This is a genomic window from Streptomyces ambofaciens ATCC 23877, from assembly GCF_001267885.1.
Taxonomy (GTDB): Bacteria; Actinomycetota; Actinomycetes; order Streptomycetales; family Streptomycetaceae; genus Streptomyces; species Streptomyces ambofaciens.
In genome coordinates this window covers 6,244,306-6,269,516 of the sequence record NZ_CP012382.1, presented here as the reverse complement: position 1 = coordinate 6,269,516, position 25,211 = coordinate 6,244,306, and the positions used below count along the sequence as shown (strand labels likewise).

The following is a 25,211-nucleotide window of genomic DNA, read 5'->3' as shown; positions in this document are numbered from 1 at the left end:
TCCGTCCTGCCCGGGCCCGGGCGCCGCGGGCTCAGCCCCTGACCTGGATCAGCGCGTGGGTCCCGCTCGTCCGCCAGCGCCGTTCCCCGCTCGCCTCCAGCGCGGCCTCCGTCCGCGCGGTCAGGCCGGTGATCACGTCGGACTTCAGGGTGCGCAGTGCGGCGACGGGGCCGGGGAAGTAGCCGGTCACATCCGCGAAGGGCGTGGTCGGGGGCCAGTACCGGTCACCCACCAGACGACGGTAGTTGAGGTCGCCCTTGAGGACGGTGACCGTGGCCGAGGCGAACTCCGCGCGCAGGTCGCCGGGCATGTCCGCGTACGGCAACGGGGCGCAGGAGAAGGGGTGGACGCGGACGGTGACGCGGCCGTCGGTCAGTGCGGTCCACAGGCCCTCGCCGTAGGAGGCGGCCGCTCCGCCCGCCGCCACCAGGCGTCGCAGCGCGTCGAGCACGTCGGCGGGGGTGGCGTCGGAGACGTAGTACGGGTGCGGCTTGACGTGCAGGACCGCCCGTCCGATGCGGCCCTCGGCGAGGAGGTGGGCGACGAGCAGCAGGTCGGGGACGAGTTCGCGGCCCGCGTTGTCGGCGACGAGGCACAGGGTGGCCGGGACCGGGGTGCCGGGCGCGGAGGGCGGGAGCAGCGACCACAGCACGTCACTGTCGTCGGCGACCAGTGCCCGCACCCGGTCCTCGGTGCGGGCGCCGTTCCCGGAGAGGCGGAAGCCCAGGTCCGCGCGGTTGCCCCAGAGCGAGCCGTGCAGCAGGGCCCGGGTCCGCTCCTCGGCGGGCAGGCCGGCGAGGTCGTCGAGTGCGGCCAGTTCCTCGTCCGTCTCCGGGGACCCGAGCTCGGCGAGTTTGGCGGGCCGGAACGGGTCGACGCCCTGCCAGGGGCCGGGGCCGAAGTATCCGACGGCGTCGAGGAGCCGACGGTAGAAGTGGCTCTCGGCCCACAGCCAGGGCACGTCGAACCAGGAGCGGCCGGCGTACCGGTCCGTCCCCCATTCCGCCCAGCGGCGCCGGTCCGCGGGGTCGGCCGCGTCGGGCAGCGGCTCGATCGCACCGTCGGCACAGCTCGCGAGCAGCGCGTCGAGGCCGGCCCGCCGCTCGGGGTCGTAGGGGAACGCCTCGCCCACCTGGCGGAGGATGGCCGGGTGGCGCTCGGCCAGCACGCTGTGGGGGAAGGACCCCGGCTCGTCGCCGAGGATGACCGGGGCGGGCTCCGGCGGGGTGTCGGGCATGCGCCTCACCGTATCGCGCGGCCGGGGCACGGCGACGGAACCGGACGCCCGTCCCCGCGCCTCGGGCCCCCGGCCCCCGGCCCCCGGCCCCCGGGCCCCGGGCCCCGGGCCCCCGACGGGGGTCAGGCGGTGCTCAGTTCCCGCTCCAGGCGGGCCGCCAGGGTGAGGTAGCGCGCGCGTCGGGTGACCGGCACCATGCCCCGGATGAGGAGGCGCCACATCCCGGCCAGGCGGCGCGGCTGCCGCGCGTCGGGCTCCAGGGTGCCGCCCACGACCCGCGTGCCGACGATGGAGCAGACGAGCGTGTGGGCGACGGAGTCGACGTCGATGTCCGGGTGCACGTCGGACTGCCGGACGGCGTCCAGGAGGCGGGACGAGGCGATCTCACGCCACTCGGTGAAGGGGTGCGGCAGCGGCGGCCGCACTGCCACTCCCCCGGTGGCGAGCCGCAGACCGGCGCGCAGCACCGGCCCCTCCTCGCACAGCCGGGCCATGTCGAAGGTGAGGCGCATCAGGGCCTCCAGGGAGGTGTACCCCCTGCCGTCCAGCTCGGCCGCCAGCCTGCGCGACGTGAGGGACTGGAGCTCCATGATGGCGTGGGCGAGGTCCTCTTTCGCCGCGAAGTGGAAGTAGAGGGCGCCCTTGGTGACTCCGGCGTGGGCCACGATCTCGCTCAGGCTGGTCGACTCGTAGCCTTGACGGTCGAACAGTTCGGCGGCGGCCCCGAGGATCGTCGCGCGGGTCTGTTCGGCGCGTAGCTGCCTCGCCATCGGCTGGACTCTCCCGGGCTGGAACTCAACAGGCCGTGCCGCCTGTCTTAACCCCCCGTACAAGATAACGCACCGTCAGGTGCACGTTCCCGCGCCCCCGTGGCACGAGCGGCACCGCCCGTCGCGCCGCCACGGGGGACAGGGCCGGGGCGGAGGCCGTCGAGCGTCCTCTCCCGTCACTCTCGCTTCACCCGTCCCGTTCATCACGATGCGGCACCGACAACTGGTGGCAGGTCGCGGGTCACTTGACTACCGGCCGTCACACACGGTTTGCTCCGGCCAGGCGAGATTCACCCGGTTGGCGCACCGTCACGCGGCTCCGGCCCCCCTCGCTCCGTTCCTCCTGCTCGGCCGCACAGCGAGGTGCCGCAACCCCCATGAGTACTTCTCCCCCGCCCACCCCCACGCCCGGACGCCTGCGCGCCGCCGCCCTCGCCGCGGCCGTCTGCCTGCTGGCGGCCGGCTGCTCCGCCCTCGGCGCGGACGAGGACGGCTCGGCCGCCGACGCCGCGGCCGGGGCCGGCGGCGACCGGATGAAGATCGTCATGGTCACCCACGGTGGGGAGGGCGACGCCTTCTGGGACCGGGTGCGCAAGGGCGCCGAGGCGGCCGCCGCGAAGGACGGCGTCGACCTCACGTACGCCGGTGACGCCGACACCGCCGACCAGGCCGACCTGGTGCGGGACGCGATCCGCGAGAAGGCCGACGGCATCGCCGTGACCCTCGCCAAACCGCAGGCGATGAAGGGGCCGGTCGCCGAGGCGGAGGCGGCCGGCATCCCCGTCGTCGGCCTCAACTCCGGTATCGACGCCTGGCGGCCGACCGGGCTCCTCCAGTACTTCGGCCAGGACGAGAGCGTCGCGGGCCGGGCCGTCGGCGACAAGCTGAACGACCTGCGGGCCCGGCACGCCCTGTGCGTCATCCACGAGCGGGGCAACGTCGCCCTGGAGGCCCGCTGCGCCGGTGTGAAGAAGACCTTCGGCGGCGAGACCGAGATGCTCTACGTCGAGGGCACCGACATGAAGGCGGTGGGCGCGGCCGTCACCGCGCGGCTGCGGCAGGACTCCAGCATCGACGAGGTCGTCATGAACGGCGCGGCCTTCGCCCTCACCGCGGTCGAGGCAGTGGCCAAGGCGGGCAGCAGGGCCCAGGTCGCCACCTTCGACCTGGACGAGGACCTGGTCGCCGCGGTCAAGCGGGGCGACGTGCAGTTCGCGGTGGACCAGCAGCCGTATCTGCAAGGCTACCTCGCGGTGGACGCGCTCTGGCTCTACCGCACCAACGGCAACGTCAGTGGCGGCGGAGTGGCGCCCGTCCTGACCGGCCCGGCCTTCGTGACCCGGACGAACGCCGACGCGGTCGCGCGCTTCGCCGCGGGCGGCACCCGGTGACCGGCCCCCGCGACCGCACGCGCCCGCGCGCACTTGACCGCCTTCCCCACTGATCGCCTAGGACGACGATGTCTGCACGGACGGGTGCCCGGCGCCGCCTCGGCTCCATACGTCTCTCCCTGATCCTCCTGGCCCTGGTCCCGGGCGTCACCCTCGCCACGGTGTGGGGGGTGACGACGATCCAGATGTTCTCCGAGGGCCTGCGACTGCGGGCGCAGACGGAGCTCAGCCGGTCCACCGGGGCCATGGGCACCGAGGCGGCGCTCGCGCTCCAGAAGGAGCGCAGCCTGTCGGCGGCGTGGCTGGCGGGACCCGGCGGCGACCGTACCGACCTGGACGCCCAGCGGCGGAGGACGGACGCGGCGGTGGCCCAACTGGTCGGCCGGTCCGACGCGATCGAGCGCGCGCCCGACCGGGTCTCGGAGCGGCTGTACTCGGTGCTCGGCTCGGTGGGCAGCCTGGAGTACTACCGCGACCAGGTCGACGAGCCCAGCGACATCACCGCCGACCAGGCACTCGACCAGTACACGTCGATCATCGACGAGCAGATCCACGCCTTCCAGGAACTCTCCCAGGTCGACGACGGCGACCTCACCTCGCAGGCCGGACCACTGGTCGCCCTGGAGCACGCCGCGGAACTGGTGTCCCAGGAGGACGCCCGGCTCACCCTGGCCTGGCCGTCCGACCGGATGGGCGAGGAGGAGTGGGCGGAGTTCGCCCAGCTGGTCCACACCCGGCGCTGGCTGGTCCAGGACCAGATCCTCCCCTCCCTGCGGGGCGAGGCGAAGGCGCAGACCGAGCGGATCCTCGCGAGCCCGGAGTGGGCGGCCCTGCAGTCCGTCGAGGACCAGGTGCTCGCGGCCCGCGCGGCGGGCGGGGAGGGCCGGATCGACCTGCCGGACGTGCGGCAGCGCTGGACGACCGCCCTGGACGAGGTCTCCGACCAGTACGCGGCGCTGATCCGGCAGCAGACGGACGGCCTGCTCGACCGCAGCGCCGACGAGGCGCGCGGACTGCTGATCACCGCGGCCTCCCTCAGCGCGGGCGGCCTGGTCGCCCTGCTGCTGTGCGTCGGCATGTCCTGGCGCATCACCCGCTCGCTCTCCCGCCGGCTGCGCGGGCTGCGGCTGGCCACCCTGAGCCTGGCCGAGGAGCGGCTGCCCGAGGTGGTGGCCCGGCTGGAGCGGGGCGAGAAGGTCGACGTGGAGTCGGCGACCCCGCCGCTGGACTACGGGCGCGACGAACTCGGCCAGGTGGCGCAAGCGTTCAACGCGGCGCAGCGCACCGCCGTGCACACCGCCGTCGAACTCGCCGACACCCGGCGCGGCTTCCAGAAGGTGATCCTGGGCATCGCCCGGCAGAGCCAGAACCTCGTCAACATGCAGCTCGGCAAGCTGGACGCGCTGGAGCGCGAGCACACCGACCCCGAGATCCTCAAGGGCCTCTACGAACTGGACTCCACCGCGAGCCAGTTGCGCCGGTACGAGGAGAACCTCGTGATCATCAGTGGTGAGCAGCCACGGCGCACCTGGCGCGAGCCCGTCGCGCTGGTCGACATCCTGCGCAGCGCGGTCGGCGAGGTCGCCGAGTACCAGCGGGTGGAGCTGCACACCGACGAGGAGGTGGCCCTCGCCCCGCCCGCGGTGGCCGACGTGATCCACCTGCTCGCCGAACTCATCGACAACGCCACCGCGTACTCCCCCGCCCCCCAGCCGGTCGGGGTGCGGGCCGCGATGGTCGCCAAGGGCCTGGCCGTCGAGATCGAGGACCGTGGACTGGGCCTGTCGGAGGAGGACTACGCCTCGTTCAACGCCCAGCTCGCCGTGGCCCCGCAGTTCGACGTCGTGGCGCTCGCGGACGACCTGCGGCTCGGCATGTTCGTCGTCGCCCGGCTCGCCCACCGGCACGGCATCACCGTGACGCTGCGCTCCTCCCCGTACGGCGGGACCACCGCCATCGTGCTCATCCCGCACGACATCGTGGTGCCGGAGCCTGTGGAGGGGGGTGCCGGTGCCGACGGCGCACCGCCGGCCCCCGAGGCCCCCGAGGCCCCCGATGCCCCCGAGGCCCTCGTGCGCGTCTCGGCCGCGGCCGGGGAGGGCCGTCCCCTCCCGGTGAAGCGGCCTTCCCCGGCGGCGCGCCCGGCCCCGGCTCCGGCCGCCACCGCCACCGAGGCCGACGGGCTCGCCCCGCTGCCCCGCCGGGTGCCGCAGACGAGCCTGGCCGCCGAGCTCCGTGACGAGGGCCCCGTCACCGGCCAGGACGGCCCGGACGCCGCCGCGGAGGACCACGCCGCCTTCACCGCCGAGCGCGCCGCCGCGTCCCTCGCCGGTTTCCAGCGCGGCACGCTGCGGGCGCAGGCCGCCGGCACGGACGGGGACACCGCCGTCGACGCGGAACCCGCCGACACCCCCGCCGCCGAGCAGGCTCTCTCCTGCGCCGCGCCCCCGACCCCGACCGCCGACCGACGACCGCCGACGAAGGACAAGCCATGACCCGACCCTCCCCCGCCACGCACACCGAGCTGGACCAGCTGCTCACCGGACTCGTGGAGCGGGTCGCCGACGTGAGCCAGGCGGTGGTGCTCTCCGAGGACGGACTGGTCGTCAGCAAGTCCACCGGTTTCCTGCGCGACGACGCCGAGCGGCTGGCGGCGACCGCGTCGGGCCTGATGAGCCTGAGCAAGGGCGTCAGCATGGACTTCCGCGGCGGCCCGGTGCGCCAGGCCCTCATCGAGATGGCCAACAGCTACCTGATACTCACCTCGGCGGGCCCGGGCGCCCACCTGGTCGTCCTCACCGGCCCGAACGCCGACGTCGGTGTCGTGGCGTACCAGATGAACATGCTGGTGAAGAAGATCGGCGAGCACCTGAGCGCGGCACCGCGGGCCACCGCCGGCCCCGGCGAGTGACGTGACCGGAGGCGACGCGGGGGGCCGGCTGGTGCGGCCGTTCACCCTGACCGGCGGCCGGACCCGGCCCAGCCGCGCCGACTTCACCCTCATCACGACGGTGACCGCGGTCGACCCACAGCCCTCGCGGGCCGCGCGACCGCAGCCCGAGCACCTGCGCATCCTGCGCCTGTGCGCCGAGCCCGTCGCCGTCGCGGAGATAGCGGCCCGCCTCGACCTGCCGGTGAGCGTGGTCGTGATCCTGCTCTGCGACCTGCTGGAGGCGGGCCGGATCACCGCCCGGCCGCCGCACCTCGTCTCCCGCGCCAACCCGGACCTGGACCTGCTGCAGAAAGTGAGGGACGGCCTTGGCCGGCTCTGACCGCACCGCTCCGGCGCCCACGGCACCCGCGCCCCGGGCCGCCGCACCCGACGCCGTGAAGATCCTGATCGCCGGGGGTTTCGGCGTCGGCAAGACCACCATGGTCGGATCGGTGAGCGAGATCGCCCCGCTGCGCACCGAGGAACCGCTGACCGCGGCGGGACTGGACGTGGACGACCTCGCCGGCATCGAGGAGAAGCGGGCCACGACCGTGGCCCTGGACTTCGGCCGGATCAGCATCGGCCGGGAACTGGTGCTGTACCTCTTCGGCACCCCCGGGCAGCAGCGGTTCTGGTTCATGTGGAACGACCTGGCGATCGGCGCCCTCGGCGCCGTGGTCCTGGTCGACGTCCGCAGACCCGAGTCGAGCTTCGCGGCCATCGACTTCTTCGAGCGGCGGGGCATCCCGTTCGTCGTCGGCGTCAACGGCTTCCACGGGCGGCATCCGTATCCGGCCGAGGCGATCCGGGAGGCGCTGGCGCTGCCGGCGCACGTGCAGGTGCTGCTGTGCGACGCGCGGGACCGGGCCTCCTGCCGGGACGTCCTCGTCGCGCTGATCGACCAGCTGATCGACGCCGCGGCCGGGGCCGCGGCGCCGTGACGGCGGCCGGGACCGGAGCGTCAGACCAGTCCGGCCGACGCGAGCCATTCCTTGGCCACGTCCAGCGGGTCCTTCTTGTCCAGCTGCACCTGGGCGTCCAGGTCGAGGAGCGTCTTGGTGTCCAGCTTGGCGGAGACCGCGTTCAGTGCGGCGACGCCCTCCTCGGAGAGCCCCTCCTTGTACACCAGCGGGGTCACGTTCGCGTAGCCGAAGAGGTTCTCCGGGTCCTTCAGGACGACGAACTTCTCCTTGATGATGGTCGGGTCGGTGGTGAACACGTCCGCCGCCTGCACGGTGTTCTTGGTCAGCGCCGACTGCGTGAGGGGGCCGCCCGCGTCGAGCGCCTTGAAGGACTTGAACTTCAGGCCGTACACGGACTCCAGGCCCTTCAGCCCCTGCTGCCGGGTCTGGAACTCGGGCGAGCCGCCGATCACCAGGTCCGGCGCGACCTCCTTCAGGTCGGCGAGGGTCGACTCCGCGGTGAGCCCGTACTTCTTCGCGGTCTCGGCGTTGACGCTGACCGAGTCCTTGTTCTCGGCCGGCGACGATTCCAGCAGCGTCAGCTTCTCGTCGAGCCCGGCCTTCGCCGCCTCGTTCACCGCCTCGGCGGACTTCTGCTCGGCCTTGGAGTCGAGGTAGGCCAGCAGCGAGCCGTTGTACTCGGGCAGCACGGTGACCGAGCCGTTCTTCATCAGGCCGTACGTCGTCTCGCGGCTGCCGATGTTGTGCTTGTAGGTGACCTTGAGGCCCTTGGCCTTGAGCGCCTCGCCGTAGATGTCGGCGAGCAGGGTGCTCTCGGCGAAGTTGTTCGAGCCGACGACGACGGTGCCGGCCTCCGCCTTCTCCCCGGCGAGGGGGTTGTCGGAGGTGTCGTCGGAGGAGGAACAGCCCGCGAGCAGCGCCGCCGCGGCGGTGAGCGCGACGGCCGCCGCGCCGGTGTGCCTCGTCCTGGACCTGCTGCTGTGCGCGGTAGAAGTCATCCACCGATCCAAACGAGCCACTTGTCGGTCAGTCAAGAACGGCCTGGTCACGTTTTTCACACCCGTGTGCACATCTCGCTCCGTGGTCATCGCCTGCGCACCCCGGGCGAGACCGCCAGCCGTCCCGCCGCCCAGAACAACGCGAGCGTGACGAGGGCCAGGAGCGCCACCAGGGTGGCTCCGCCGACCACCTTCTCGTAGTCGCGCTGGTAGAGCCCGTCGATGATGTACCGGCCGATCCCGCCGAGACTGACGTACGCGGCGATGGTGGCCGTCGAGACGACCTGGATGGCCGCCGAGCGCAGTCCGCTGAGGATCAGCGGCAGGGCGACGGGCAGTTCGACCCGGAACAGGATGCTCGACTCGTGCATGCCCATGCCCCGGGCGGCGTCCACCGGGGAGGGGTCGACGGAGCGGACCGCCTCGTAGGTGGTCACCAGGATCGGCGGGACCGCGAGCACGACCAGCGGGATCATGACGGGCAGCAGGCCGATGCCGACCGCGACGGCGATCAGCACCAGCAGGCCGAAGCTGGGCAGCGCGCGGGCGGCGGTGGCGACGAAGGCGACCGCGTTGCCGCCGCGTCCGGTGTGCCCGGTCAGCAGCCCGGCGGGCAGCCCGATCGCGGCGGCCAGGCCGAGGGCCAGCAGCGAGTACTGGACGTGCTCCAGCAGGCGTTGCGGGATGCCGTCGTAGCCGTGCCAGTGGGCGCTGTCGCTGAAGAAGGCGTTGACGAAGTTGATCACGTTCACCGGGCCGCCGCCTTCTCCGTCTCGGGCCGGCCCTGCCGCACGGCGGCCGCCTTGGGGCGCCTGGTCCCGCCCCGCGGCATCCACGGCGTCAGCAGGTTGCGGACCAGGACGAGTGCCGCGTCGCACAGGATCGCCAGTACGGCGGTGGTGAGGACGGAGTTCACCGCCAGTTCGGGACGGCCGTACTTCTGGGCGTCCGCGAGGAGATTGCCGAGGGCGCCCTGATTGCCGATGAGGGCGCCGACGCTGACCAGCGAGATGCTCGCCGACACGGCCACGCGGAGGCCGGCGAGGATGGCGGGCACGGCGATCGGCAACTGCACCTGGAGGTAGCGCCGTACGGGACCGAAGCCCATGGCGGTGGACGCGGCGAGGGTCTCCTCGGGCACCGACCGCACGCCGTCGACGATCGCCGGGACGAGCACCACCAGGCTGTAGACGGCCAGCGGGATCATCACCGTCAGTTCGGTCTGGCCCGTGTAGTCGATGAGGACGACGAAGACCGCCAGCGACGGGATGGCGTAGAAGACGGTGGTCACGCCGAGCACGGGCGGGTACAGCCAGCGGAACCGCACGCAGAGCTGGGCGACGGGCAGCGCGAGCAGCAGCCCGGCCAGCACCGGCAGCAGCGCCTCGCGCAGATGCAGTCCGATCAGCCCGAAGTAGGTGTTGTCGAGGTCGCTCGGGATGTCGAAGAAACCGTTCACGGGGCGGCCTCGGTGACGGCGGCGGTGGCGGGCCGTGCGGCCGGCGTCCCGGCCGCGGGTCCCGCACCGTGAGCGGCGCGGATCGCCTCACCGACGGCCTGCTGGGAGACGACGCCGGTCACCCGGCCGTCGGCGTCCACGGCGACGGCCCAGCCGGTCGGCGAGAGCACCGCGCAGTCCAGGGCGGCCCGCAGCGAATCGGTGCCGGGCAGGAACGGCCGCCCGTGGGACAGGAGGCGCTCGGGCACGAGGGCGCCGGGGGTCAGGTCCCGCGGCTCGGCCCAGCCCAGCGGTCGGCCGTCCGCGTCGGTCACCAGCAGATACGGGCCGTCGGCCGCGGCGAGTTGCTCGGCGGTGGCGTCGACCCGCACGACCGGGCGGGTCGTCAGCTCCAGGCCCGCGGAGGGGAAGAAGGACAGCCGGCGGATGCCGCGGTCGGCGCCGAGGAAGTCCTCGACGAAGTCGTCCGCGGGGTCGGACAAGAGCTCGGCGGGCGGCGCGAACTGGGCGAGCCGGCCGCCGGTGCGCATCACCGCGACCATGGAGCCCAGTTTGACGGCCTCGTCGATGTCGTGCGTGACGAAGACGATGGTCTTGCCCAGCTCGTCCTGGATGCGCAGGAGTTCGTCCTGGAGCCCCTTGCGGACGACGGGGTCGACCGCGGAGAACGGCTCGTCCATGAGGAGCACGGGCGGGTCGGCGGCGAGCGCCCGCGCCACGCCGACGCGCTGCTGCTGGCCGCCGGAGAGCTGGTACGGGTACCGCTTGCCGAGGGAGGCGTCGAGCCCCACCCGTTCCATCAGTTCGGCCGCCCGTTCCCGGGACTTCTGCTTGCCCCAGCCGATCATGCGGGGCACGGTGGCGATGTTGTCCAGGATCGTCCGGTGCTGGAAGAGCCCGGCGTTCTGGATGACGTACCCCATCGACCGGCGCAGGGTGGTGACCGGCTGCTGCTGGAGGTCGGCGCCGTCCAGGGAGATGGTGCCCTCCGTGGGCTCGACCATCCTGTTGATCATCCGCAGGGTCGTCGTCTTGCCGCAGCCCGAGGGTCCGACGAGGACCGTGATCGAGCGGTCCGGTATCTCCAGCGACAGCCGGTCGACCGCCACGGTGCCGTCCGGGTACCGCTTGGTGACTGATTCCATCCGTATCAAAACGCCGAATACCCTTCGGGTGGGCGGAAAGTTCTGGCCAGGTCGCTACGGGTCGTTGCCGGGAGAGTCTAGACGTCCGGTGTTGCGGGCCCGTGGCGTCCGCGTGAGGCCTCTACCCCGGGACGGGCAGGCCAGCCGTGCGCGGCACCCGGCGTTCCGCGTCGACCGCGAAGACCTCGCAGCCGTGCCGGGCGGCGGCCCACGCGATCCCCTCCTCACCCATGGTCACGGCACCGGGCTTCGCCCGTCCGACCTGTCGTTCTCCTGTCGGGCGACTGCCAACTGCTTGTCCATCTCGGTGCGGAGGCCCACGCGGTATGGGGTGCGGGCGGACGGTGGCGCAGTATGTGCGGGTGGAAAAAGTGCGACTCCTCGTGGTGGACGACGATCCGCCCATCGCCGACCTCGTGGCCACCGTCGCCCGCTACGAGGGCTGGGAGGCGGTCACCGCGAACACCGGCGAGCAGGCGCTGCGGCTGGCCGCCGGGTTCCGTCCGGACATCGTGGTGCTCGACCTGATGCTGCCGGACGTCGACGGCTTCGGTGTCCTGGACCGGCTGCGCGGCTCGGGCACGATGGTGCCGGTGGTGTTCCTCACCGCGCGCGACGGTGTGGCCGACCGGGTGGCGGGGCTGACCCGGGGCGGTGACGACTATCTGGTCAAGCCGTTCGCCGTGGAGGAGTTGATGGCCCGGCTGCGGACCGTGCTGCGGCGCAGCGCCGGGCCGGATCTCCGGCGGGCGGTGCTGCGGGTGGGGGACCTGACGATGGACGAGGACACCCGTGAGGTGCGCCGGGGCGAGCGGCGGCTGTCGCTGACCCCCACCGAGTACGAGGTGCTGCGCTACCTCATGCGCAAGTCACCGGCCGTGCTGACCAAGGCGCAGATCCTCGACCACGTGTGGGAGTACGGTTTCGGCGGCCGGTCCAACGTCGTGGAGCTGGTCGTCAGCCGGCTGCGCCGCAAGCTCGGCGACGCCGACGGGGCCGGCGAGCCGCTGATCCGGACGGTGCGCGGCTTCGGGTACGTGATCCGGCAGGCGGCCCGGTGATACCCCGGCTGTGGCGGGCCTACCGCCGGCTGCGGCTCGGGACCCGCCTGGCGCTGGGGCTCGGGGTGCTGTCGCTGGTGGTGTTCGCCGTGGTCGGCACGGCGCTGACCGCGTCCATGCGGGACTACCTGGAGCGGCAGCTCGCGGATCAGATGAAGCTGGTGCAGGTCGTGCAGTCCAAGGACGCGGCGGAGCACGGCACGGTGCGGCGCAAGCCCTACTACGGCTGGTACACGGCCGTGTACGACGTGTCCGGCGGCTCGGCCGATCTGCGCACCCCCGCCGAGGTGCCGGCCGACAGCCGTGCGCTCACCGCCCTCGCGCGGACGATGGCCCGCTCGGACGAGGACCTCACCCGCACCGTGCGGATCGGCGGGCACGGCCCCTATCTGCTGCGGGCCTGCGAGGTGCGGCCCGGGGTGGTGCTGGTCAGCGCCGCGCCCCTGGGGGACGTCGAGGACACCGTGGAGCAGCTGGTCACGGTGCAGGTCGTCGCCTTCGGCCTGGCGCTGCTGGCACTGGTGGTGTTCGGGCGGCGGATGCTGCGGCGCGGGCTGAAGCCGCTGAGCGACATGGCCGGCACGGCGCACGGCATCGCCTCGCACGACCTGAGCGAGTCGGCGGCCCGGCTGCCGCTGCGGGTGGACGGCCGGGACGGCGGCCGCGAGGTGGCCGAGCTGCGGACCGCGTTCAACACGATGCTGGAGCACATCGACAACTCGCTGGCGGTGCGCGCCGAGGCCGAGCGGCGGCTGCGCCGGTTCGTCGCGGACGCCTCGCACGAGCTGCGCACCCCCCTGATGTCCGTACGGGGTTACGCCGACCTGTTCCAGTACGCGGCGGCCAACGAGCCCGGGGAACGGGAGCGGCACCTGGCCCGGCTGCGCGCGGAGGCGGCCCGGATGGGCGTGCTCCTGGACGACCTCCTGCTGCTCGCCCGGCTGGACGCGGACGAGGTGGAGGCACCCCTGCGGTGGGAGGACGCGGATCTGGCGGAGCTGGTACGGCAGGCGGCGGACGCCTTCCGCGCCGGTCACCCGGAGCATCCGCTGACGGTGACGACCGGGCCGGCGGCGGTGAGGCTGCGCTTGGACCCGCAGCGCGTCCGGCAGGTGCTCGACAACCTGCTCACCAACGCCGCCGTGCACACGCCGCCGGGCACGCGGGTCTCGGTCACGCTGTCCGTGGCGTCCGGCGCGGCGCGGGTGGCCGTCGCCGACCGGGGACCGGGCGTCCCGGCCGCCGACCGGGAGCGGATCTTCGACCGCTTCTACCGCGTCGACAAGGCCCGCAGCCGGGACCGCGGCGGCAGCGGTCTGGGCCTGGCGGTCGCCGGTTCGCTGGTGCGGGCGCACGGCGGGACGATCGAGCTGGGCGGCGAACCGGGCGTGACGGTCTTCACCGTGACGCTGCCGGCCGCCGCCCGGTGAGGCTCCCGTCCGCCGCCGAGCCGCCGGCTCAGCCCTCGGCGGGCCGGAGCCGCAGCGCGATGCTGTTGATGCAGTACCGCTGGTCGGTCGGGGTCGGATAGCCCTCGCCCTTGAACACGTGCCCGAGGTGCGACCCGCACCGGGCGCACCGCACCTCCGTGCGCACCATGCCGTGCGACCGGTCCTCGATCAGCTCGACCGCGTCGGTGTCCTTCGGGTCGAAGAAGGACGGCCAGCCGCAGTGCGACTCGAACTTGGTCGTGGAGGTGAACAGGTCGGCACCGCAGGCCCGGCAGGAGTAGACGCCCTCGGTCTTGGTGTCGGTGTACTCACCGGTGAAGGCCGGCTCCGTGGCGGCCTGGCGCAGGACCGCGTACTCGGCCGGGGCCAGTTCCTCGCGCCACTGCTCGTCCGGCTTCTCGACGTCGTACGACATGAGTCCTCAGCCCCTCGTCAAAGCGGTTCTCTACAGCTCGTCCAGGATGCGCGGTCCGAGGTCGGTGACGTCGCCCGCGCCCATGGTGAGAACGAGATCACCGGCCTTCGCCATTCCCGCGATCACCGCGGGTGCCTCCGCCTTGTCGTGCACGGGCGTGACGTCGGCGCCCGCGGCCCGGGCCGCCTCGATGATCAGTTCGCTGGTGATGCCCGGGATCGGGTCCTCGCGGGCGGGGTAGATGTCGAGGACGACCGACGCGTCCGCGAGCGCCAGGGCCCGGCCCATCTCCTCGCCCAGCTCCTGGGTGCGGGAGAACAGGTGGGGCTGGAAGAGGACCAGGATGCGGGCGTCACCGACCGCGGCGCGCATGGCCTCCAGGTCCGCCGTCATCTCGGTGGGGTGGTGCGCGTAGGAGTCGACGACCTGGACGCCGGCCGCCTCGCCCTTGAGCTGGAGGCGCCGCTTGACGCCCGTGTACGCGGCCAGCGCGGGGGCCAGCTCGGCGGCCGGGATGCCGAGGGCCGCTCCGGCGGCGAGGGCGGCGACCGCGTTGTGGGCGTAGTGGCGGCCCGGGACGGAGACCTCGAAGGTCAGCTCGGTGCCGTCCAGCACCACGGTGACCTGGCTCTTCAGCCCCTGCGGGACGACCGACAGGATGCGCACGTCGGCGTCCTCGGACTCCCCGTACGTCACCGTCCGCACCGACCCGGCCAGCCGCCGCGTCAGCTCACGGGCGCCCTCCTGGTCGGCCGCGATCACCAGGGTGCCGCCGGGGACGATCCTGGCGGCGAAGGTCTCGAAGGACTCGTAGATCTCGTCCATCGACGCGTAGTTGGCGTGGTGGTCGAGCTCGACGTTGAGGACGATGGCGACCTCGGGGGCGTACTTGTGGAAGCTGCGGTCGCTCTCGTCCGCCTCGGCCACGAAGATCTCGCCCTCGCCGTGCAGGGCGTTGGAGCCGGGCGCGTCCAGGTCGCCGCCGATCGCGTACGACGGGTCCAGGCCCAGCTCGGACAACGAGACCGCCAGCATGGAGGTGGTGGTGGTCTTGCCGTGGGTGCCGGCGACCGCGATCGGACGCGCGCCGTCCATCAGGGCGGCGAGGGCGTCGGAGCGGTGCACCACGGGGATGCCCAGGGCGGCCGCACGGGCCAGCTCCGGATTGTCCTCGCGGATCGCCGACGACACGACCACGCAGCTGGCGTCGTCGGCGAGGTGCTCCGCCGCGTGCCCGATGTGCACGGTGGCGCCCCGGGCGCGCAGGGCCTCGGCGGTCGGGGAGTCCTTGGCGTCGCTGCCCGCTACGGCGGCGCCGCGCTGGGCGAGGATCTTGGCGATGCCCGACATCCCGGCGCCGCCGATGCCGATGAAGTGCGGTCGGTCCATGGCGGTAGGAAGGCCGGGTGCCATGCGCTGTTCTCCCCAGAGGTGCGACGGGTGTACGAGGGTGCTCTGCCGGTGGGCGCGCCCCCTGGGCGGGGGCGCGGCCCCAGCCTATGCCTTGCTGTGGGAGAACAGTTTCAGGACCGGCACGCCGACCTTGTGCCGGGCGCGCGAGGCCCAGTCCCGGTGGAAGAACTCCTCCACGTAGTGCGGGTCGGTCAGGACGATCACCTCGTCGGCCCCGGTCTCCGTGACCAGCGCCCTGAGCGCGTCCAGCGGATGGTCCTCGATCAGGCGGCCGTCGGCCTCGGCCCCGGACGCGCGCAGGGCGGTGAGGGACACCTCCAGTGCCCGCTGCCCGACGCTCTGTGCCTCTTCGCCCTCGGGTGTCTCGCCCTCCCGCACGGCGTCGTCGAGCTCGCCGAGCGCGACGTCGTCGATGGCTCTCAGCAGCCTGTCCGCCTGATCGCCGCGCGGCTGGAGCAGCACGTGGAAGGCGACCCGCTCCTCGCCGTGCAAGGTGGTGACGAACTCCACGTCGGCGGACGTCAGGGCCTTCTCGATCATCAAAACGCTTGTGAACACCAGGCGCCCCTTCTCCTTCGAGGGCCCGTGGGACCCACCCTCCGTAGGCCGTACCGGACCCTGCGGAAACCATCCTGCCCCGTGATCGCACCGGTACTGCCGATTCAGTGTGCCCGGCGCGGACTGAGCGGAACGAACCGTTCCGCCTGTTCGGCCGATCACCTCAGTCCCGCCGGTACCGGCTGAACAGGAATCCCTCCTCCTCCAGCAGGGAGGCCAGAACGAACCGCCGCGGGACCTCGACCGACGGCCCGCCGGCGATCCGCTGCGCGTCCCCCGCGGTGAGCAGGGGCGAGACGGTCAGGCACAGCTCGTCGAGCACCCCGGCCGCGACGAACTGGCCCAGCAGCCGCGGACCGCCCTCGGTCAGCAGCCGGGTGTGGCCGAGGGCGACGAGCGCGTCGACGGCACGGGCCGGGTCCACGCCGACGCCGTCACCGGCGATGACCACCCGGGCGCCCGCCTTCTCGGCGGCCGCGACCCGCTCCGGCGCCGCGGCGGCGCCGGTCAGGATCAGGGTGGGCACCAGCGGCGAGGTGAACAGCGGCAGGGTGAAGTCCAGCTCCAGGCTCGCGCTGACCACGGCGATCGCGGGCACGGGGGACTGTCCGGCCGCCCGCCGCAGCTCGGCGAAGTCGGCCCGCGAGCGCGCCGGGCGGTACCCCTCCTGGCGTACGGTCTCGGCGCCGGCGATCACCACGTCGGCCAGGGCGCGCAGGGTGCCGAAGACGCGCATGTCGGCCGCGCTGGAGATGGGCTGGGAGCGGCCGTCGTGCTGGGCGGCGCCGTCGAGGGTGGAGACCATGTTGGCGCGCAGCCACGCCCCCGGCCGCCCGTCCGGTTCGGGATAGGCGTAGGCGGCGGCGAGCTCGGCGAGGCTCCACTCCCGGTCGGTCCCGTCGGGGTCCGGGCCGGCTGTCTGATCGGTCACAGGGAACAGGCGTCGCATGCGGTGCAGTGTTCCACGCGGCCGGATCCCGAACCGCGCCGGCGGAGCACGGACCGACGGAGCGACGGCCGACGACCGCGCCTCCCGGGCCGCGCCGTGGGGCGCCGTGGGCTACCGCGGGGTGCCCCCGGCGGTCTGGGCGACCATGGGCTGCCGTAACGATCGCTCCCGCGGGAGCGACCGGCGAGTGGCCCGGCGAACGGTCGGCGGCCGCACCTCCCGGGCCGGTGGGCGGTCGTGGGCGGCCTGGGCCGCCATGGGCGGTCGTGGGCGGCCTGGGCCGCCGTGGGCGGGCCGGGCGACCGCGGGTCGCCGGCGACCTTCCACGGGAGCGGCCGGCGGGCCGTCCGGCGAACGTACGCCGCGGACCGGACGGGGTGCGGCCTCCCGGCGTCCGGGGCGCACGGCGGCGGCGCGCACCTCCGGTCCGGGCCCCGGCCGGCGCCCGAGGCACCGCGCACCCCCGGTCCGGGTCCCGGCCGGCGCCCCGCCCGCCCGGCGGCCAGCGGGGCGCTCCGCGAACAGGCCCTACCATGGACCACCGTGTCGCCCTCCTCTTCCGCCGCTTCCGGTTCCACCCCCTCCGGCCCCACCCCGATAGCCGGGGCGGCAGCCGCGCCGCTGTCCCTGTGCGCCCGCGAGCCGCACGTCCCGGCGGAGCGCCTGGTCGCCGAGATGGTGCCCCCGCCCCGCTTCGACTCGGTCCGCTTCAGCACCTACATCCCGGACCCGAACCAGCCCAGCCAGAGCGAGGCCGTGCGGGTCCTGGAGGGCTTCGCCACGGGGCTCGGCGGCGAGAGGCAGGGCGGCACCGGCAGGCGCGGCTTCTTCGGCCTCGGCCGCGGCAGGGCGCCGAAGACCCCCGCCGGCCCCCGCGGCGTCTACCTCGACGGCGGCTACGGCGTCGGCAAGACCCACCTGCTGGCCTCCCTGTGGCACGCCACCCCCGCCGAACCCTCCCGCAAGGCGTTCGGCACCTTCGTGGAGCTGACCAACCTCGTCGGCGCCCTCGGCTTCCAGCAGACGGTGAGCACCCTCTCCGGGCACCGCCTCCTGTGCATCGACGAGTTCGAGCTCGACGACCCCGGCGACACCGTCCTCGTCTCCAGCCTCCTCGGCCGGCTCGTGGAGGCCGGCGTGGCGCTCGCCGCCACCTCCAACACGCTGCCGGGCAAGCTCGGCGAGGGACGGTTCGCCGCGGCCGACTTCCTCCGTGAGATCCAGGGCCTGTCCGCCCACTTCCGCGCCCTGCGCATCGACGGCGAGGACTACCGCCACCGCGGTCTGCCCGAGGCCCCGGCGCCGTACTCCGACGAGCAGGTGACCCGCGCGGCGCAGACCGCCGAGGGCACCTCCCTGGACGCCTTCCCCGCGCTCCTCGACCACCTCGCCCGCGTCCACCCCAGCCGCTACGGTGCCCTGACCGACGGCCTGACGGCCGTGTGCCTCACGGGGGTGCGGCCGGTGCCGGACCAGTCGACGGCACTGCGGCTCGTCGTCCTGGCGGACCGGCTCTACGACCGCGAGGTGCCCGTCCTGGCCTCCGGGCTGCCCTTCGACCGGCTCTTCAGCGAGGAGATGCTGAAGGGCGGTTACCGCAAGAAGTACTTCCGGGCGATCTCCCGCCTCACCGCACTGGCCCGCGACGCGGCCCGGCTGGTCGAAACGCCCTGACGAGCGGTCGGTTCCCGCCAACCCACCCGCCATTTTCGGGCTCTCTCCCGCTCGTAACGTTCCGTTAACCCTGCAAACGATTTTGCAGGGTTAACGTGTTTCTTGACCGCGCATTGACCATGCGTTGACGGCCCGTTGACCTTGGGTCGTCCTGGACCAACGGCACGAACGACCTGGAGGGGGGCGCATGCTCCGAGGCACGACGGCTCGGACCGTGCTTTCACTCCTCGCCGCCGTCCTGCTCGCGCTCCAGTTCCTCACCCCCGGAACGTCGTTCGCATCCGCGCACACAGACCGCGAGGCCGTGGCCAACGCCCGGTCCGGTGACACCCCTTCCGCCGCGGCTCTGCACGACGAGACCGCCACCTGCCACACCGCCGGGCGCTCCGGAAAACCGGCCCCGGCCCCGCGCGTCCGCGACCGCCACCGCACCGCCGCCGCGCCCCAGCCCGACGCCCCCCTGTGGCCGCTGCCGCGGCAGGGCACGTCGGTCGTGCCCGCCCCCGCCCCCTCCGGCGGCACGGCCGAGGACCGGCCGAGACACGCGACGGATCTCTCGCCGGCGGTGCTCCAGGTCTTCCGCTGCTGAGGGTCCGGCGGCAACCCCCCACCACCGTCCTGCCCATCCGACGCGCTCCCCACCGCGCGCCAGGAGGAATCACCGCATCATGCAGCCCCTCATCGACAACGCCCGCGCCTACGGACAGCGCCCTGAGGAGTTCGCCGGGCACGCCCAAGGCCAGTCGCCCGAAGTCCTGTTCATCACCTGCTCCGACTCCCGGGTCGTACCGGCCCTCATCACGGGCGCCCGGCCCGGCCGGCTCTTCGAGCTGCGCACCGCGGGCAACATCGTCCCCTCGTACGGCGCCGGGAGCCCCTCCGGCGAGGCGGCCACCATCGAGTACGCCGTGCAGGTGCTCGGTGTCACGGACATCGTGGTCTGCGGCCACTCGCACTGCGGCGCCGTCGGCGCGCTGGTGCGCGGCGACGACCTGAGCGCCGTACCCGCCGTGCGCGACTGGCTCGCCCACGCCGCGGACGCACCCGGCCCGTGCGACCCCGCCGATCCGACGGTCGCCGAGGCCGTCCAGCGCCACGTCCTGGCCCAGCTGCTGCGGCTGCGCGCCTACCCGTGCGTCGAGCGGCGGCTGACGGAGGGCCGGCTGCGCCTGCACGGCTGGTACTACGAGGTCCACACCGGCGCCGTGCGCGAACACCGCGCGGACACCGACACGTTCGAGACCCTGTGAGCGCCGGCATGAGCACCCTGACCGAGAACCTCCGCAGGTTCCCGCACCTGCGGCAGGACTTCACCGCCTCCCTCGTCGTGTTCCTGGTCGCCCTCCCGCTGTGCGTGGGCGTCGCGGTCGCCTCCGGCGTCCCGGCCGAACTCGGCCTGGTCACCGGCATCGTGGGCGGCATCGTCACCGGGCTGCTGCCGGGCAGCAGCCTCCAGGTGTCCGGGCCTGCCGCCGGCCTGACCGTGCTGGTCTTCGGAGCGGTCGACGAGTACGGGCTGCCCGCGCTCGGCGTGATCGTGCTGGCCGCCGGTCTGATACAGCTCGCGATGGGCGCCCTGAAGCTGGGGCGCTGGTTCCGGGCGATCTCCCTGTCCGTGGTCGAGGGCATGCTGGCCGGCATCGGCCTCGTGCTCATCGCCGGCCAGCTGTACTCGGCGGCCGGACTGACCGCTCCCGCCTCCGGCCTCGACAAGATCACCGGTCTGCCCGGCGCCGCCGCCGACGCGCTGGGCAGCGCCGAGGCGCTCACCTCGCTCGCGCTCGGCGCGGGCACCGTCGCGGTGATGGTGCTGTGGAAGCGGCTGCCCCGTCGGGCGCAGACCGTGCCGGGCGCGCTCGCCGCGGTCGTCCTGGCCACGGCGGTCACCGCGGCGTTCGGCCTGTCGGTCGCGACCGTCGAGGTGAACGGCCTACTGGACTCCATCCAGCCGCCCGGCGCCGACGCCTTCGGCGAGCTGGTGAACGTGGGCCTGCTCGGCACGATCGTCGCCTTCACCCTGATCGCGTCGGCGGAGAGCCTGTTCAGCGCCGCCGCGGTGGACCGGCTGCACAGCGGCCCGCGCACCGAGTACAACAAGGAGCTGATGGCGCAGGGCGCGGGCAACACGGTGTGCGGTCTGCTCGGCGCGCTGCCGATGACGGCGGTCATCGTGCGCAGCTCCGCCAACGTGAGCGCCGGCGCGCGGACCAAGGCGTCCCGGGTGCTGCACGGCGTGTGGCTGCTGCTGTTCGCCGCGCTGCTGCCGTCCGCGCTGGCCCTGATCCCGCTGCCCGCCCTGGCCGGCATCCTGGTCCACGCGGGCTGGAAGCTGATCCCCTTCCGCGGCATCGTGTCGCTGTGGCGGGGTCACCGGGGCGAGGCGCTGATCCTGGTGGTCACGGCCGTGTCCATCGTCGCGGTGAACATGTTCGAGGGCGTGCTGATCGGTCTGGCCCTGTCCGTGGCCAAGACCGCCTGGGAGGCCTCGCACCTCAAGCTGGAGGTCGTCGACAAGGGCGCCGGCCCCGTCCAGGCGCACCTGTCGGGCAACGCGACCTTCCTGCGGCTGCCGAAGATCCTGGAGAGCCTGGAGGCGCTGCCGCAGGACCGCCCGGTGGAGCTGGACCTGTCCGGCCTGCACCACCTGGACCACGCCTGCCGCACCGCGCTGGAGAACTGGGCCGAGCGGCACAGCGCGACCGGCACGGACCCCGTGAAGGTCACCGAGCCGGCGAAGGCGGCCGTGTAGTCCGGCCGACGCCGACGATCCGACCCTATGGATCACCACCGCGGTGACGGCGCCCGGTCCGGGGCATGGCCTCGGACCGGGCGCCGGGCCTATCGTGACAGAGACGGATGAAACGGTCCTCCGTGTGCCACCGGACACGGACCTCCACGGGCCTCCGTGCGCCTCTGAACGAGGAGGTCGTCATGTTGCAGGAGCTGCTGACCGTGGCCGCCGCCGCCGGGAGCGCCGGCGTCCTCTACGTCGCCTCGGCGGCCCGGGTCGTCAAGCAGTACGAGCGCGGGGTGGTCTTCCGTCTCGGGCGGCTCGCGGGCCGGGTGCGTGAGCCCGGCTTCACGATGGTGGTCCCGTTCGTGGACCGGCTGCACAAGGTGAACATGCAGATCGTCACGCTGCCGGTGCCCGCCCAGGAGGGCATCACCCGGGACAACGTCACCGTGCGGGTCGACGCCGTCGTGTACTTCAAGGTGGTCGACGCGGCCAACGCGCTCGTGCGGGTCGAGGACTACCGGTTCGCCGTCTCGCAGATGGCCCAGACCTCGCTGCGTTCGATCATCGGCAAGAGCGACCTGGACGACCTGCTGTCCGACCGCGAGAAGCTCAACCAGGGCCTGGAGCTGATGATCGACAGTCCGGCGGTCGGCTGGGGCGTGCAGATCGACCGGGTCGAGATCAAGGACGTGTCCCTGCCGGACACGATGAAGCGCTCCATGGCCCGGCAGGCGGAGGCCGACCGGGAGCGCCGGGCCCGGGTCATCAACGCCGACGCCGAACTCCAGGCGTCCAAGGTGCTCGCCGAGGCCGCCCGGGAGATGTCCGAGACGCCCGCGGCCCTGCAACTGCGGCTGCTGCAGACGGTGGTGGCGGTCGCCGCCGAGAAGAACTCCACGCTGGTGCTGCCCTTCCCGGTGGAACTGCTCCGGTTCCTGGAGAAGGCGCAGGAGCACCCCGTGGAGCGGTGAGGCACCTGTGGAGGTGGTGAGACACCCGGGGACACGTTCTACGCGCGTGGTTCCCGGGACTCCGGTCAGGTGATAGACACAGCGGGTCACAGTCCTGTCCGCCAACAGGAAGGTCGCCCCATGTCCGCAACACGACGTCAGGTCCTCGCCCGCACCGGCGCCCTCGGCGCAGGCATCGCCTTCACCGGAGCCCTCTCCGAACTCTTCGCCGGCACCGCCGCCGCGCACTCCCCGGGCCACAGCGGCTACGGCCCCCTGGTCCCCGACCCCGACGGTCTCCTCGATCTGCCGAAAGGATTCCGCTACCGGGTCCTGTCCCGCGAGGGCGACGAGCTGCGCTCGGGCGAGGGCCCGGTGCCGTCCAACCACGACGGCATGGCGGCCTTCCCCGCGCGTTCCTCCGGCCGGCCCGGCGGGGTCCACCTGGTGCGCAACCACGAGAACCGCGCCGACGGCCGGGTCCCGGTCCCCACGGTCGAGGGCCTGACGTACGACCCGGAGGGCAAGGGCGGCTGTACGGCCCTGACCCTGGACTCCCGGGGCCACGTCCGCGACGAGCGGGTCGCGATCGCCGGGACGGCCGTCAACTGCGCCGGCGGGCCCACCCCCTGGCACACGTGGCTGACCTGCGAGGAGACCGAGGACAAGGCAGGGACCAACGGCTACACCAAGGACCACGGCTTCATCTTCGAGGTCGACCCGGCCGACCCGCGCCGCACCGGCGCGGTGCCGCTGACCGCGATGGGCCGCTTCCAGCACGAGGCGATCGCCGTGGACCCGCGGCGGGGCGTGGTCTACGAGACGGAGGACGCGTTCGAGCGCCCCTTCGGCCTCTTCTACCGGTTCCTGCCCGAGAAGCCGCTGGGCGGCAGGGGCTCGCTGCGGGCGGGCGGACGGCTCCAGGCGATGCGCGTGCCCGGGGTGCCCGACCTGTCGTCGATCCAGGAGACGGGCGCCGGGTTCGACGGCGTCCAGTGGGTGGACGTACCCGACCCGCTGGCCACCGGGACCCCCATCCGGCACCAGGACTTCGGCCGGGGCGGCGTCACCCACGCGCAGAAGCTGGAGGGCTGCTACTGGGGCGGGAGCAGCGTGTACTTCGTGTCCTCCTTCGCCCGCAGCGCGGAAGGCTCGGCGGCCGACCACTACGGCCAGATCTGGCGCTACGACCCGGAGCGGCGCCGCCTGACCCTGGTGATCGTCTTCGGCCCGGACACCGACGTCCAGCTGCCCGGCGAGTCCCCCGACAACATCTGCCTGGCCCCCAGCGGCGGCCTCATGGTCTGCGAGGACGGCAACGGCGCCCAGCACGTCTACGGCGTGACCAGGCGCGGCGAGGTCTACGCGATGGCCCGCGGCGCCCAGAACATCGGGACGCCGGACGAACCGGAGTGGGGCGAGTTCGCCGGGGTCACCTTCTCCCCCGACGGCGACACGATGTACGTCAACTGCTACACGCCCGGCACGACCTTCGCGGTGACGGGACCCTGGCGCAGGTAGCGTGCGTTCCGCCCGGTGGACGGGTCCGCCCGGTGGACGCGTCCACCCGCCGGGCGCACCGCCCGGTCAATGAAGCCGTGACAACGGGGTACCCGGGGCCGCATGACGGAGAAAGCGCAGGTCAACGGCTCGTACTGGCTTGAGACGGCACCCGGCGGCGCGCCCCGGCCGGCCCTCGCGGAGGACCTCGACGTCGACGTCGCCGTGATCGGCGCCGGCGTCGCCGGGCTCAGCGCGGCCTGGGAGCTGACCCGGGCCGGGCGCAGCGTGGCGGTGCTGGAGGCCGGACGGGTGGCCGCCGGCGTCACCGGCCACACCAGCGCCAAGCTGACCGCCCTGCACTCGCTCGTCTACGACAAGCTGCGCCGCACCCGCGGTCCCGAGGGCGCCCGCCTGTACGCCCGCTCCCAGTCGGAGGCGATCGCGCACGCGGCCGGCATCGTGGCCGAGCTGGGCATCGACTGCGACTGGGAGACCCGCAGCGCGTACACCTACGTCCGTGACGCGGGCCGCGTGGACGAGCTGCGCGCCGAGGCCGCCGCCGCGAGGGAGGCGGGGCTGCCCGCGTCGTTCGTGACGGAGACGGGGCTGCCGTTCCCGGTGGCGGGCGCGGTCGAGGTCACCGGGCAGGCGCAGTTCCATCCGCGCAAGTACCTGCTGGCCCTCGCCGACGACCTGGAGGCGCACGGCGGGCGGATCTTCGAGGGGACCACCGTGCACGGCCTGGACGAGGGCGAGCCGTGCCGCGTGCGGACGGAGGCGGGCGCGACGGTCACCGCCCGGGACGTCGTGGTGGCCACGCACTACCCGATCTTCGACCGGGCCCTGCTGTTCGCCCGGCTCTCCCCGCGCCGGGAGCTGGTGGTGGCGGGCAGCGTCGAGGCCGACCGCGACGTCGACGGCATGTACATCACGCCCGACGAGAACACGCGCTCGGTCCGTACGGCGCCCCTGGACGACCCGGGCCGCCGGCTGCTCGTCGTCACCGGGGAGCACTTCACGCCCGGCACGGGCGACACCCGGGAGCGCTTCGACCGCCTGTCGGCCTGGGCCCGCGAGCACTTCCCGGGCGTCGACCTCACCCACGCCTGGGCCACGCAGGACATCGACCCGACGGACACCGTGCCGATGGTGGGCCCGCTGCACCCGGGCGCGCACCACACGTACGTCGCCACGGGCTTCGGCGGCTGGGGGCTGAGCGGCGGCATGATGGCGGGCCGGCTGCTCACCGCGCAGATCACCGGTGAGGAGTGCGCGTGGAGCGGGTTGTACGACCCGCGGCGGCTGCGCACGGCGGTGCGCGAGGCCCCGGCGTTCCTCAAGACGCAGGCCGAGGTCGCCCGCCACTTCGTCGGTGACCGGCTCAAGCCCGCCCCGCCGGTGGACGCCCTGCCGCCGGGCGAGGGTGCCGTCGTCCGGGCCGGCGGTGACCGGCTCGCGGTCTACCGGGACGAGGACGGCGCGCTGCACGCGCTCTCGCCGCGCTGCACCCACCTCGGCTGCCTGGTCGACTTCAACGCGGCCGAGCGCGCCTGGGAGTGCCCCTGCCACGGCTCCCGCTTCGACACGGACGGCAAGGTGATCGAGGGTCCGGCGACGAAGCCGCTGGAGCGGCGGGACATCTGAC

At 73.5% G+C, this 25,211-nt stretch carries 24 protein-coding genes and 1 pseudogene; 14 read left to right on the top strand and 11 right to left on the bottom strand.

Annotated features, from left to right (window positions below):
• Positions 1 to 31: 31 nt before the first annotated feature.
• Positions 32 to 1,237 carry a damage-control phosphatase ARMT1 family protein gene (locus SAM23877_RS27500; RefSeq protein WP_053138921.1) on the bottom strand — a complete coding sequence of 402 codons (1,206 nt, stop codon included), beginning with the start codon at positions 1,235 to 1,237 and terminating at the stop codon, positions 32 to 34.
• A gap of 122 nt (positions 1,238 to 1,359) precedes the next feature.
• A complete protein-coding gene (locus SAM23877_RS27495; RefSeq protein WP_053138918.1) occupies positions 1,360 to 2,007 on the bottom strand; it encodes a ScbR family autoregulator-binding transcription factor in 648 nt (215 codons plus the stop codon).
• A gap of 377 nt (positions 2,008 to 2,384) precedes the next feature.
• Between SAM23877_RS27495 and SAM23877_RS27490 the strand changes: the two genes are divergently transcribed.
• The 5 genes from SAM23877_RS27490 to SAM23877_RS27470 all read left to right on the top strand — a co-directional run bounded on the left by SAM23877_RS27490 (position 2,385) and on the right by SAM23877_RS27470 (position 7,271).
• Positions 2,385 to 3,398 carry a substrate-binding domain-containing protein gene (locus SAM23877_RS27490; protein WP_053138914.1) on the top strand — a complete coding sequence of 338 codons (1,014 nt, stop codon included), beginning with the start codon at positions 2,385 to 2,387 and terminating at the stop codon, positions 3,396 to 3,398.
• 68 nt (positions 3,399 to 3,466) lie between these two features.
• A complete protein-coding gene (locus tag SAM23877_RS27485) occupies positions 3,467 to 5,893 on the top strand; it encodes a sensor histidine kinase (protein WP_053138911.1) in 2,427 nt (808 codons plus the stop codon).
• On the top strand, positions 5,890 to 6,309 hold the full coding sequence (locus SAM23877_RS27480; RefSeq protein WP_053138908.1) for a roadblock/LC7 domain-containing protein: 420 nt from the start codon (positions 5,890 to 5,892) through the stop codon (positions 6,307 to 6,309). Before SAM23877_RS27485 ends, SAM23877_RS27480 begins: the two co-directional genes overlap by 4 nt.
• A 1-nt stretch (position 6,310) precedes the next feature.
• Entirely contained in the window at positions 6,311 to 6,670 is a 360-nt protein-coding gene (locus SAM23877_RS27475) for a DUF742 domain-containing protein (RefSeq protein WP_053138905.1), read from the top strand.
• A complete protein-coding gene (locus SAM23877_RS27470; protein ID WP_053138902.1) occupies positions 6,657 to 7,271 on the top strand; it encodes a GTP-binding protein in 615 nt (204 codons plus the stop codon). The genes SAM23877_RS27475 and SAM23877_RS27470 overlap by 14 nt, the downstream gene beginning before the upstream one ends.
• Before the next feature lie 20 nt (positions 7,272 to 7,291).
• Here SAM23877_RS27470 and SAM23877_RS27465 read toward each other — a convergent pair whose 3' ends face one another.
• The 5 genes and pseudogenes from SAM23877_RS27465 to SAM23877_RS39260 form a co-directional block, all read right to left on the bottom strand.
• Positions 7,292 to 8,251: an ABC transporter substrate-binding protein gene (locus SAM23877_RS27465; RefSeq protein ID WP_053138899.1), complete on the bottom strand. Its 960-nt coding sequence runs from the start codon at positions 8,249 to 8,251 to the stop codon at positions 7,292 to 7,294.
• Between the two features lie 86 nt (positions 8,252 to 8,337).
• Positions 8,338 to 9,003: an ABC transporter permease gene (locus SAM23877_RS27460; protein WP_053138896.1), complete on the bottom strand. Its 666-nt coding sequence runs from the start codon at positions 9,001 to 9,003 to the stop codon at positions 8,338 to 8,340.
• On the bottom strand, positions 9,000 to 9,710 hold the full coding sequence (locus tag SAM23877_RS27455) for an ABC transporter permease (protein ID WP_053138893.1): 711 nt from the start codon (positions 9,708 to 9,710) through the stop codon (positions 9,000 to 9,002). The genes SAM23877_RS27460 and SAM23877_RS27455 overlap by 4 nt, the downstream gene beginning before the upstream one ends.
• On the bottom strand, positions 9,707 to 10,864 hold the full coding sequence (locus SAM23877_RS27450) for an ABC transporter ATP-binding protein (protein WP_053138890.1): 1,158 nt from the start codon (positions 10,862 to 10,864) through the stop codon (positions 9,707 to 9,709). Before SAM23877_RS27450 ends, SAM23877_RS27455 begins: the two co-directional genes overlap by 4 nt.
• A gap of 112 nt (positions 10,865 to 10,976) precedes the next feature.
• Positions 10,977 to 11,096, bottom strand: a pseudogene (locus SAM23877_RS39260) (FAD:protein FMN transferase); the annotation flags it as partial.
• 85 nt (positions 11,097 to 11,181) lie between these two features.
• Here SAM23877_RS39260 and SAM23877_RS27445 point away from each other — a divergent pair.
• Together SAM23877_RS27445 and SAM23877_RS27440 are read left to right on the top strand one after the other, a co-directional pair.
• On the top strand, positions 11,182 to 11,916 hold the full coding sequence (locus tag SAM23877_RS27445; RefSeq protein ID WP_053138886.1) for a response regulator transcription factor: 735 nt from the start codon (positions 11,182 to 11,184) through the stop codon (positions 11,914 to 11,916).
• Positions 11,913 to 13,346: a sensor histidine kinase gene (locus SAM23877_RS27440; RefSeq protein WP_053138881.1), complete on the top strand. Its 1,434-nt coding sequence runs from the start codon at positions 11,913 to 11,915 to the stop codon at positions 13,344 to 13,346. Before SAM23877_RS27445 ends, SAM23877_RS27440 begins: the two co-directional genes overlap by 4 nt.
• A gap of 28 nt (positions 13,347 to 13,374) precedes the next feature.
• Here SAM23877_RS27440 and msrB read toward each other — a convergent pair whose 3' ends face one another.
• From msrB to SAM23877_RS27420, 4 genes are all read right to left on the bottom strand, one after another.
• A complete protein-coding gene (gene msrB, locus SAM23877_RS27435) occupies positions 13,375 to 13,782 on the bottom strand; it encodes a peptide-methionine (R)-S-oxide reductase MsrB (RefSeq protein WP_053138879.1) in 408 nt (135 codons plus the stop codon).
• A 30-nt stretch (positions 13,783 to 13,812) separates the two neighbouring features.
• Positions 13,813 to 15,195, bottom strand: a complete 1,383-nt coding sequence (murC, locus tag SAM23877_RS27430) for a UDP-N-acetylmuramate--L-alanine ligase (RefSeq protein ID WP_053138876.1) — start codon at positions 15,193 to 15,195, stop codon at positions 13,813 to 13,815.
• A gap of 84 nt (positions 15,196 to 15,279) precedes the next feature.
• Complete coding sequence (locus SAM23877_RS27425) at positions 15,280 to 15,753, bottom strand: indole-3-glycerol phosphate synthase (protein ID WP_174532260.1); 474 nt, start codon at positions 15,751 to 15,753, stop codon at positions 15,280 to 15,282.
• 163 nt (positions 15,754 to 15,916) lie between these two features.
• On the bottom strand, positions 15,917 to 16,702 hold the full coding sequence (locus SAM23877_RS27420) for a pyrimidine reductase family protein (RefSeq protein ID WP_053138869.1): 786 nt from the start codon (positions 16,700 to 16,702) through the stop codon (positions 15,917 to 15,919).
• A gap of 543 nt (positions 16,703 to 17,245) precedes the next feature.
• On the opposite strand from SAM23877_RS27420, the gene zapE reads away from it, so the two are divergent.
• The 7 genes from zapE (at position 17,246) to SAM23877_RS41825 (ending at position 25,210) form a co-directional block, all read left to right on the top strand.
• On the top strand, positions 17,246 to 18,376 hold the full coding sequence (gene zapE / locus SAM23877_RS27415; RefSeq protein ID WP_053138866.1) for a cell division protein ZapE: 1,131 nt from the start codon (positions 17,246 to 17,248) through the stop codon (positions 18,374 to 18,376).
• Positions 18,377 to 18,563: 187 nt separating this feature from the next.
• A complete protein-coding gene (locus SAM23877_RS27410) occupies positions 18,564 to 18,965 on the top strand; it encodes a hypothetical protein (protein WP_053138863.1) in 402 nt (133 codons plus the stop codon).
• 79 nt (positions 18,966 to 19,044) lie between these two features.
• A complete protein-coding gene (locus SAM23877_RS27405) occupies positions 19,045 to 19,626 on the top strand; it encodes a carbonic anhydrase (RefSeq protein ID WP_053138860.1) in 582 nt (193 codons plus the stop codon).
• A gap of 8 nt (positions 19,627 to 19,634) precedes the next feature.
• Positions 19,635 to 21,125 (top strand): SulP family inorganic anion transporter, encoded by a 1,491-nt coding sequence (locus SAM23877_RS27400; RefSeq protein WP_053142927.1) that lies wholly within the window; start codon positions 19,635 to 19,637, stop codon positions 21,123 to 21,125.
• 182 nt (positions 21,126 to 21,307) lie between these two features.
• Positions 21,308 to 22,084 (top strand): slipin family protein, encoded by a 777-nt coding sequence (locus SAM23877_RS27395; RefSeq protein ID WP_053142925.1) that lies wholly within the window; start codon positions 21,308 to 21,310, stop codon positions 22,082 to 22,084.
• A 120-nt stretch (positions 22,085 to 22,204) separates the two neighbouring features.
• The gene (locus tag SAM23877_RS27390; protein WP_053138857.1) at positions 22,205 to 23,584 is read left to right on the top strand and encodes a PhoX family protein; all 1,380 of its coding nucleotides are present in this window, start codon (positions 22,205 to 22,207) and stop codon (positions 23,582 to 23,584) included.
• A 102-nt stretch (positions 23,585 to 23,686) separates the two neighbouring features.
• Positions 23,687 to 25,210, top strand: a complete 1,524-nt coding sequence (locus SAM23877_RS41825) for an FAD-dependent oxidoreductase (RefSeq protein WP_053138854.1) — start codon at positions 23,687 to 23,689, stop codon at positions 25,208 to 25,210.
• Position 25,211: the final 1 nt, after the last annotated feature.

Bases quoted from the DNA above. Each gene is read 5' to 3' on its own strand.
- SAM23877_RS27500 (WP_053138921.1), bottom strand. From the start codon at position 1,237: ATGCCCGACACCCCGCCGGAGCCCGCCCCGGTCATCCTCGGCGACGAG.
- SAM23877_RS27495 (WP_053138918.1), bottom strand. From the start codon at position 2,007: ATGGCGAGGCAGCTACGCGCCGAACAGACCCGCGCGACGATCCTCGGG.
- SAM23877_RS27490 (WP_053138914.1), top strand. From the start codon at position 2,385: ATGAGTACTTCTCCCCCGCCCACCCCCACGCCCGGACGCCTGCGCGCC.
- SAM23877_RS27485 (WP_053138911.1), top strand. From the start codon at position 3,467: ATGTCTGCACGGACGGGTGCCCGGCGCCGCCTCGGCTCCATACGTCTC.
- SAM23877_RS27480 (WP_053138908.1), top strand. From the start codon at position 5,890: ATGACCCGACCCTCCCCCGCCACGCACACCGAGCTGGACCAGCTGCTC.
- SAM23877_RS27465 (WP_053138899.1), bottom strand. From the start codon at position 8,251: ATGACTTCTACCGCGCACAGCAGCAGGTCCAGGACGAGGCACACCGGC.
- SAM23877_RS27445 (WP_053138886.1), top strand. From the start codon at position 11,182: ATGGGGTGCGGGCGGACGGTGGCGCAGTATGTGCGGGTGGAAAAAGTG.
- msrB (WP_053138879.1), bottom strand. From the start codon at position 13,782: ATGTCGTACGACGTCGAGAAGCCGGACGAGCAGTGGCGCGAGGAACTG.
- murC (WP_053138876.1), bottom strand. From the start codon at position 15,195: ATGGCACCCGGCCTTCCTACCGCCATGGACCGACCGCACTTCATCGGC.
- SAM23877_RS27420 (WP_053138869.1), bottom strand. From the start codon at position 16,702: ATGCGACGCCTGTTCCCTGTGACCGATCAGACAGCCGGCCCGGACCCC.
- SAM23877_RS27410 (WP_053138863.1), top strand. From the start codon at position 18,564: ATGCTCCGAGGCACGACGGCTCGGACCGTGCTTTCACTCCTCGCCGCC.
- SAM23877_RS27405 (WP_053138860.1), top strand. From the start codon at position 19,045: ATGCAGCCCCTCATCGACAACGCCCGCGCCTACGGACAGCGCCCTGAG.
- SAM23877_RS27400 (WP_053142927.1), top strand. From the start codon at position 19,635: ATGAGCACCCTGACCGAGAACCTCCGCAGGTTCCCGCACCTGCGGCAG.
- SAM23877_RS27395 (WP_053142925.1), top strand. From the start codon at position 21,308: ATGTTGCAGGAGCTGCTGACCGTGGCCGCCGCCGCCGGGAGCGCCGGC.
- SAM23877_RS27390 (WP_053138857.1), top strand. From the start codon at position 22,205: ATGTCCGCAACACGACGTCAGGTCCTCGCCCGCACCGGCGCCCTCGGC.
- SAM23877_RS41825 (WP_053138854.1), top strand. From the start codon at position 23,687: ATGACGGAGAAAGCGCAGGTCAACGGCTCGTACTGGCTTGAGACGGCA.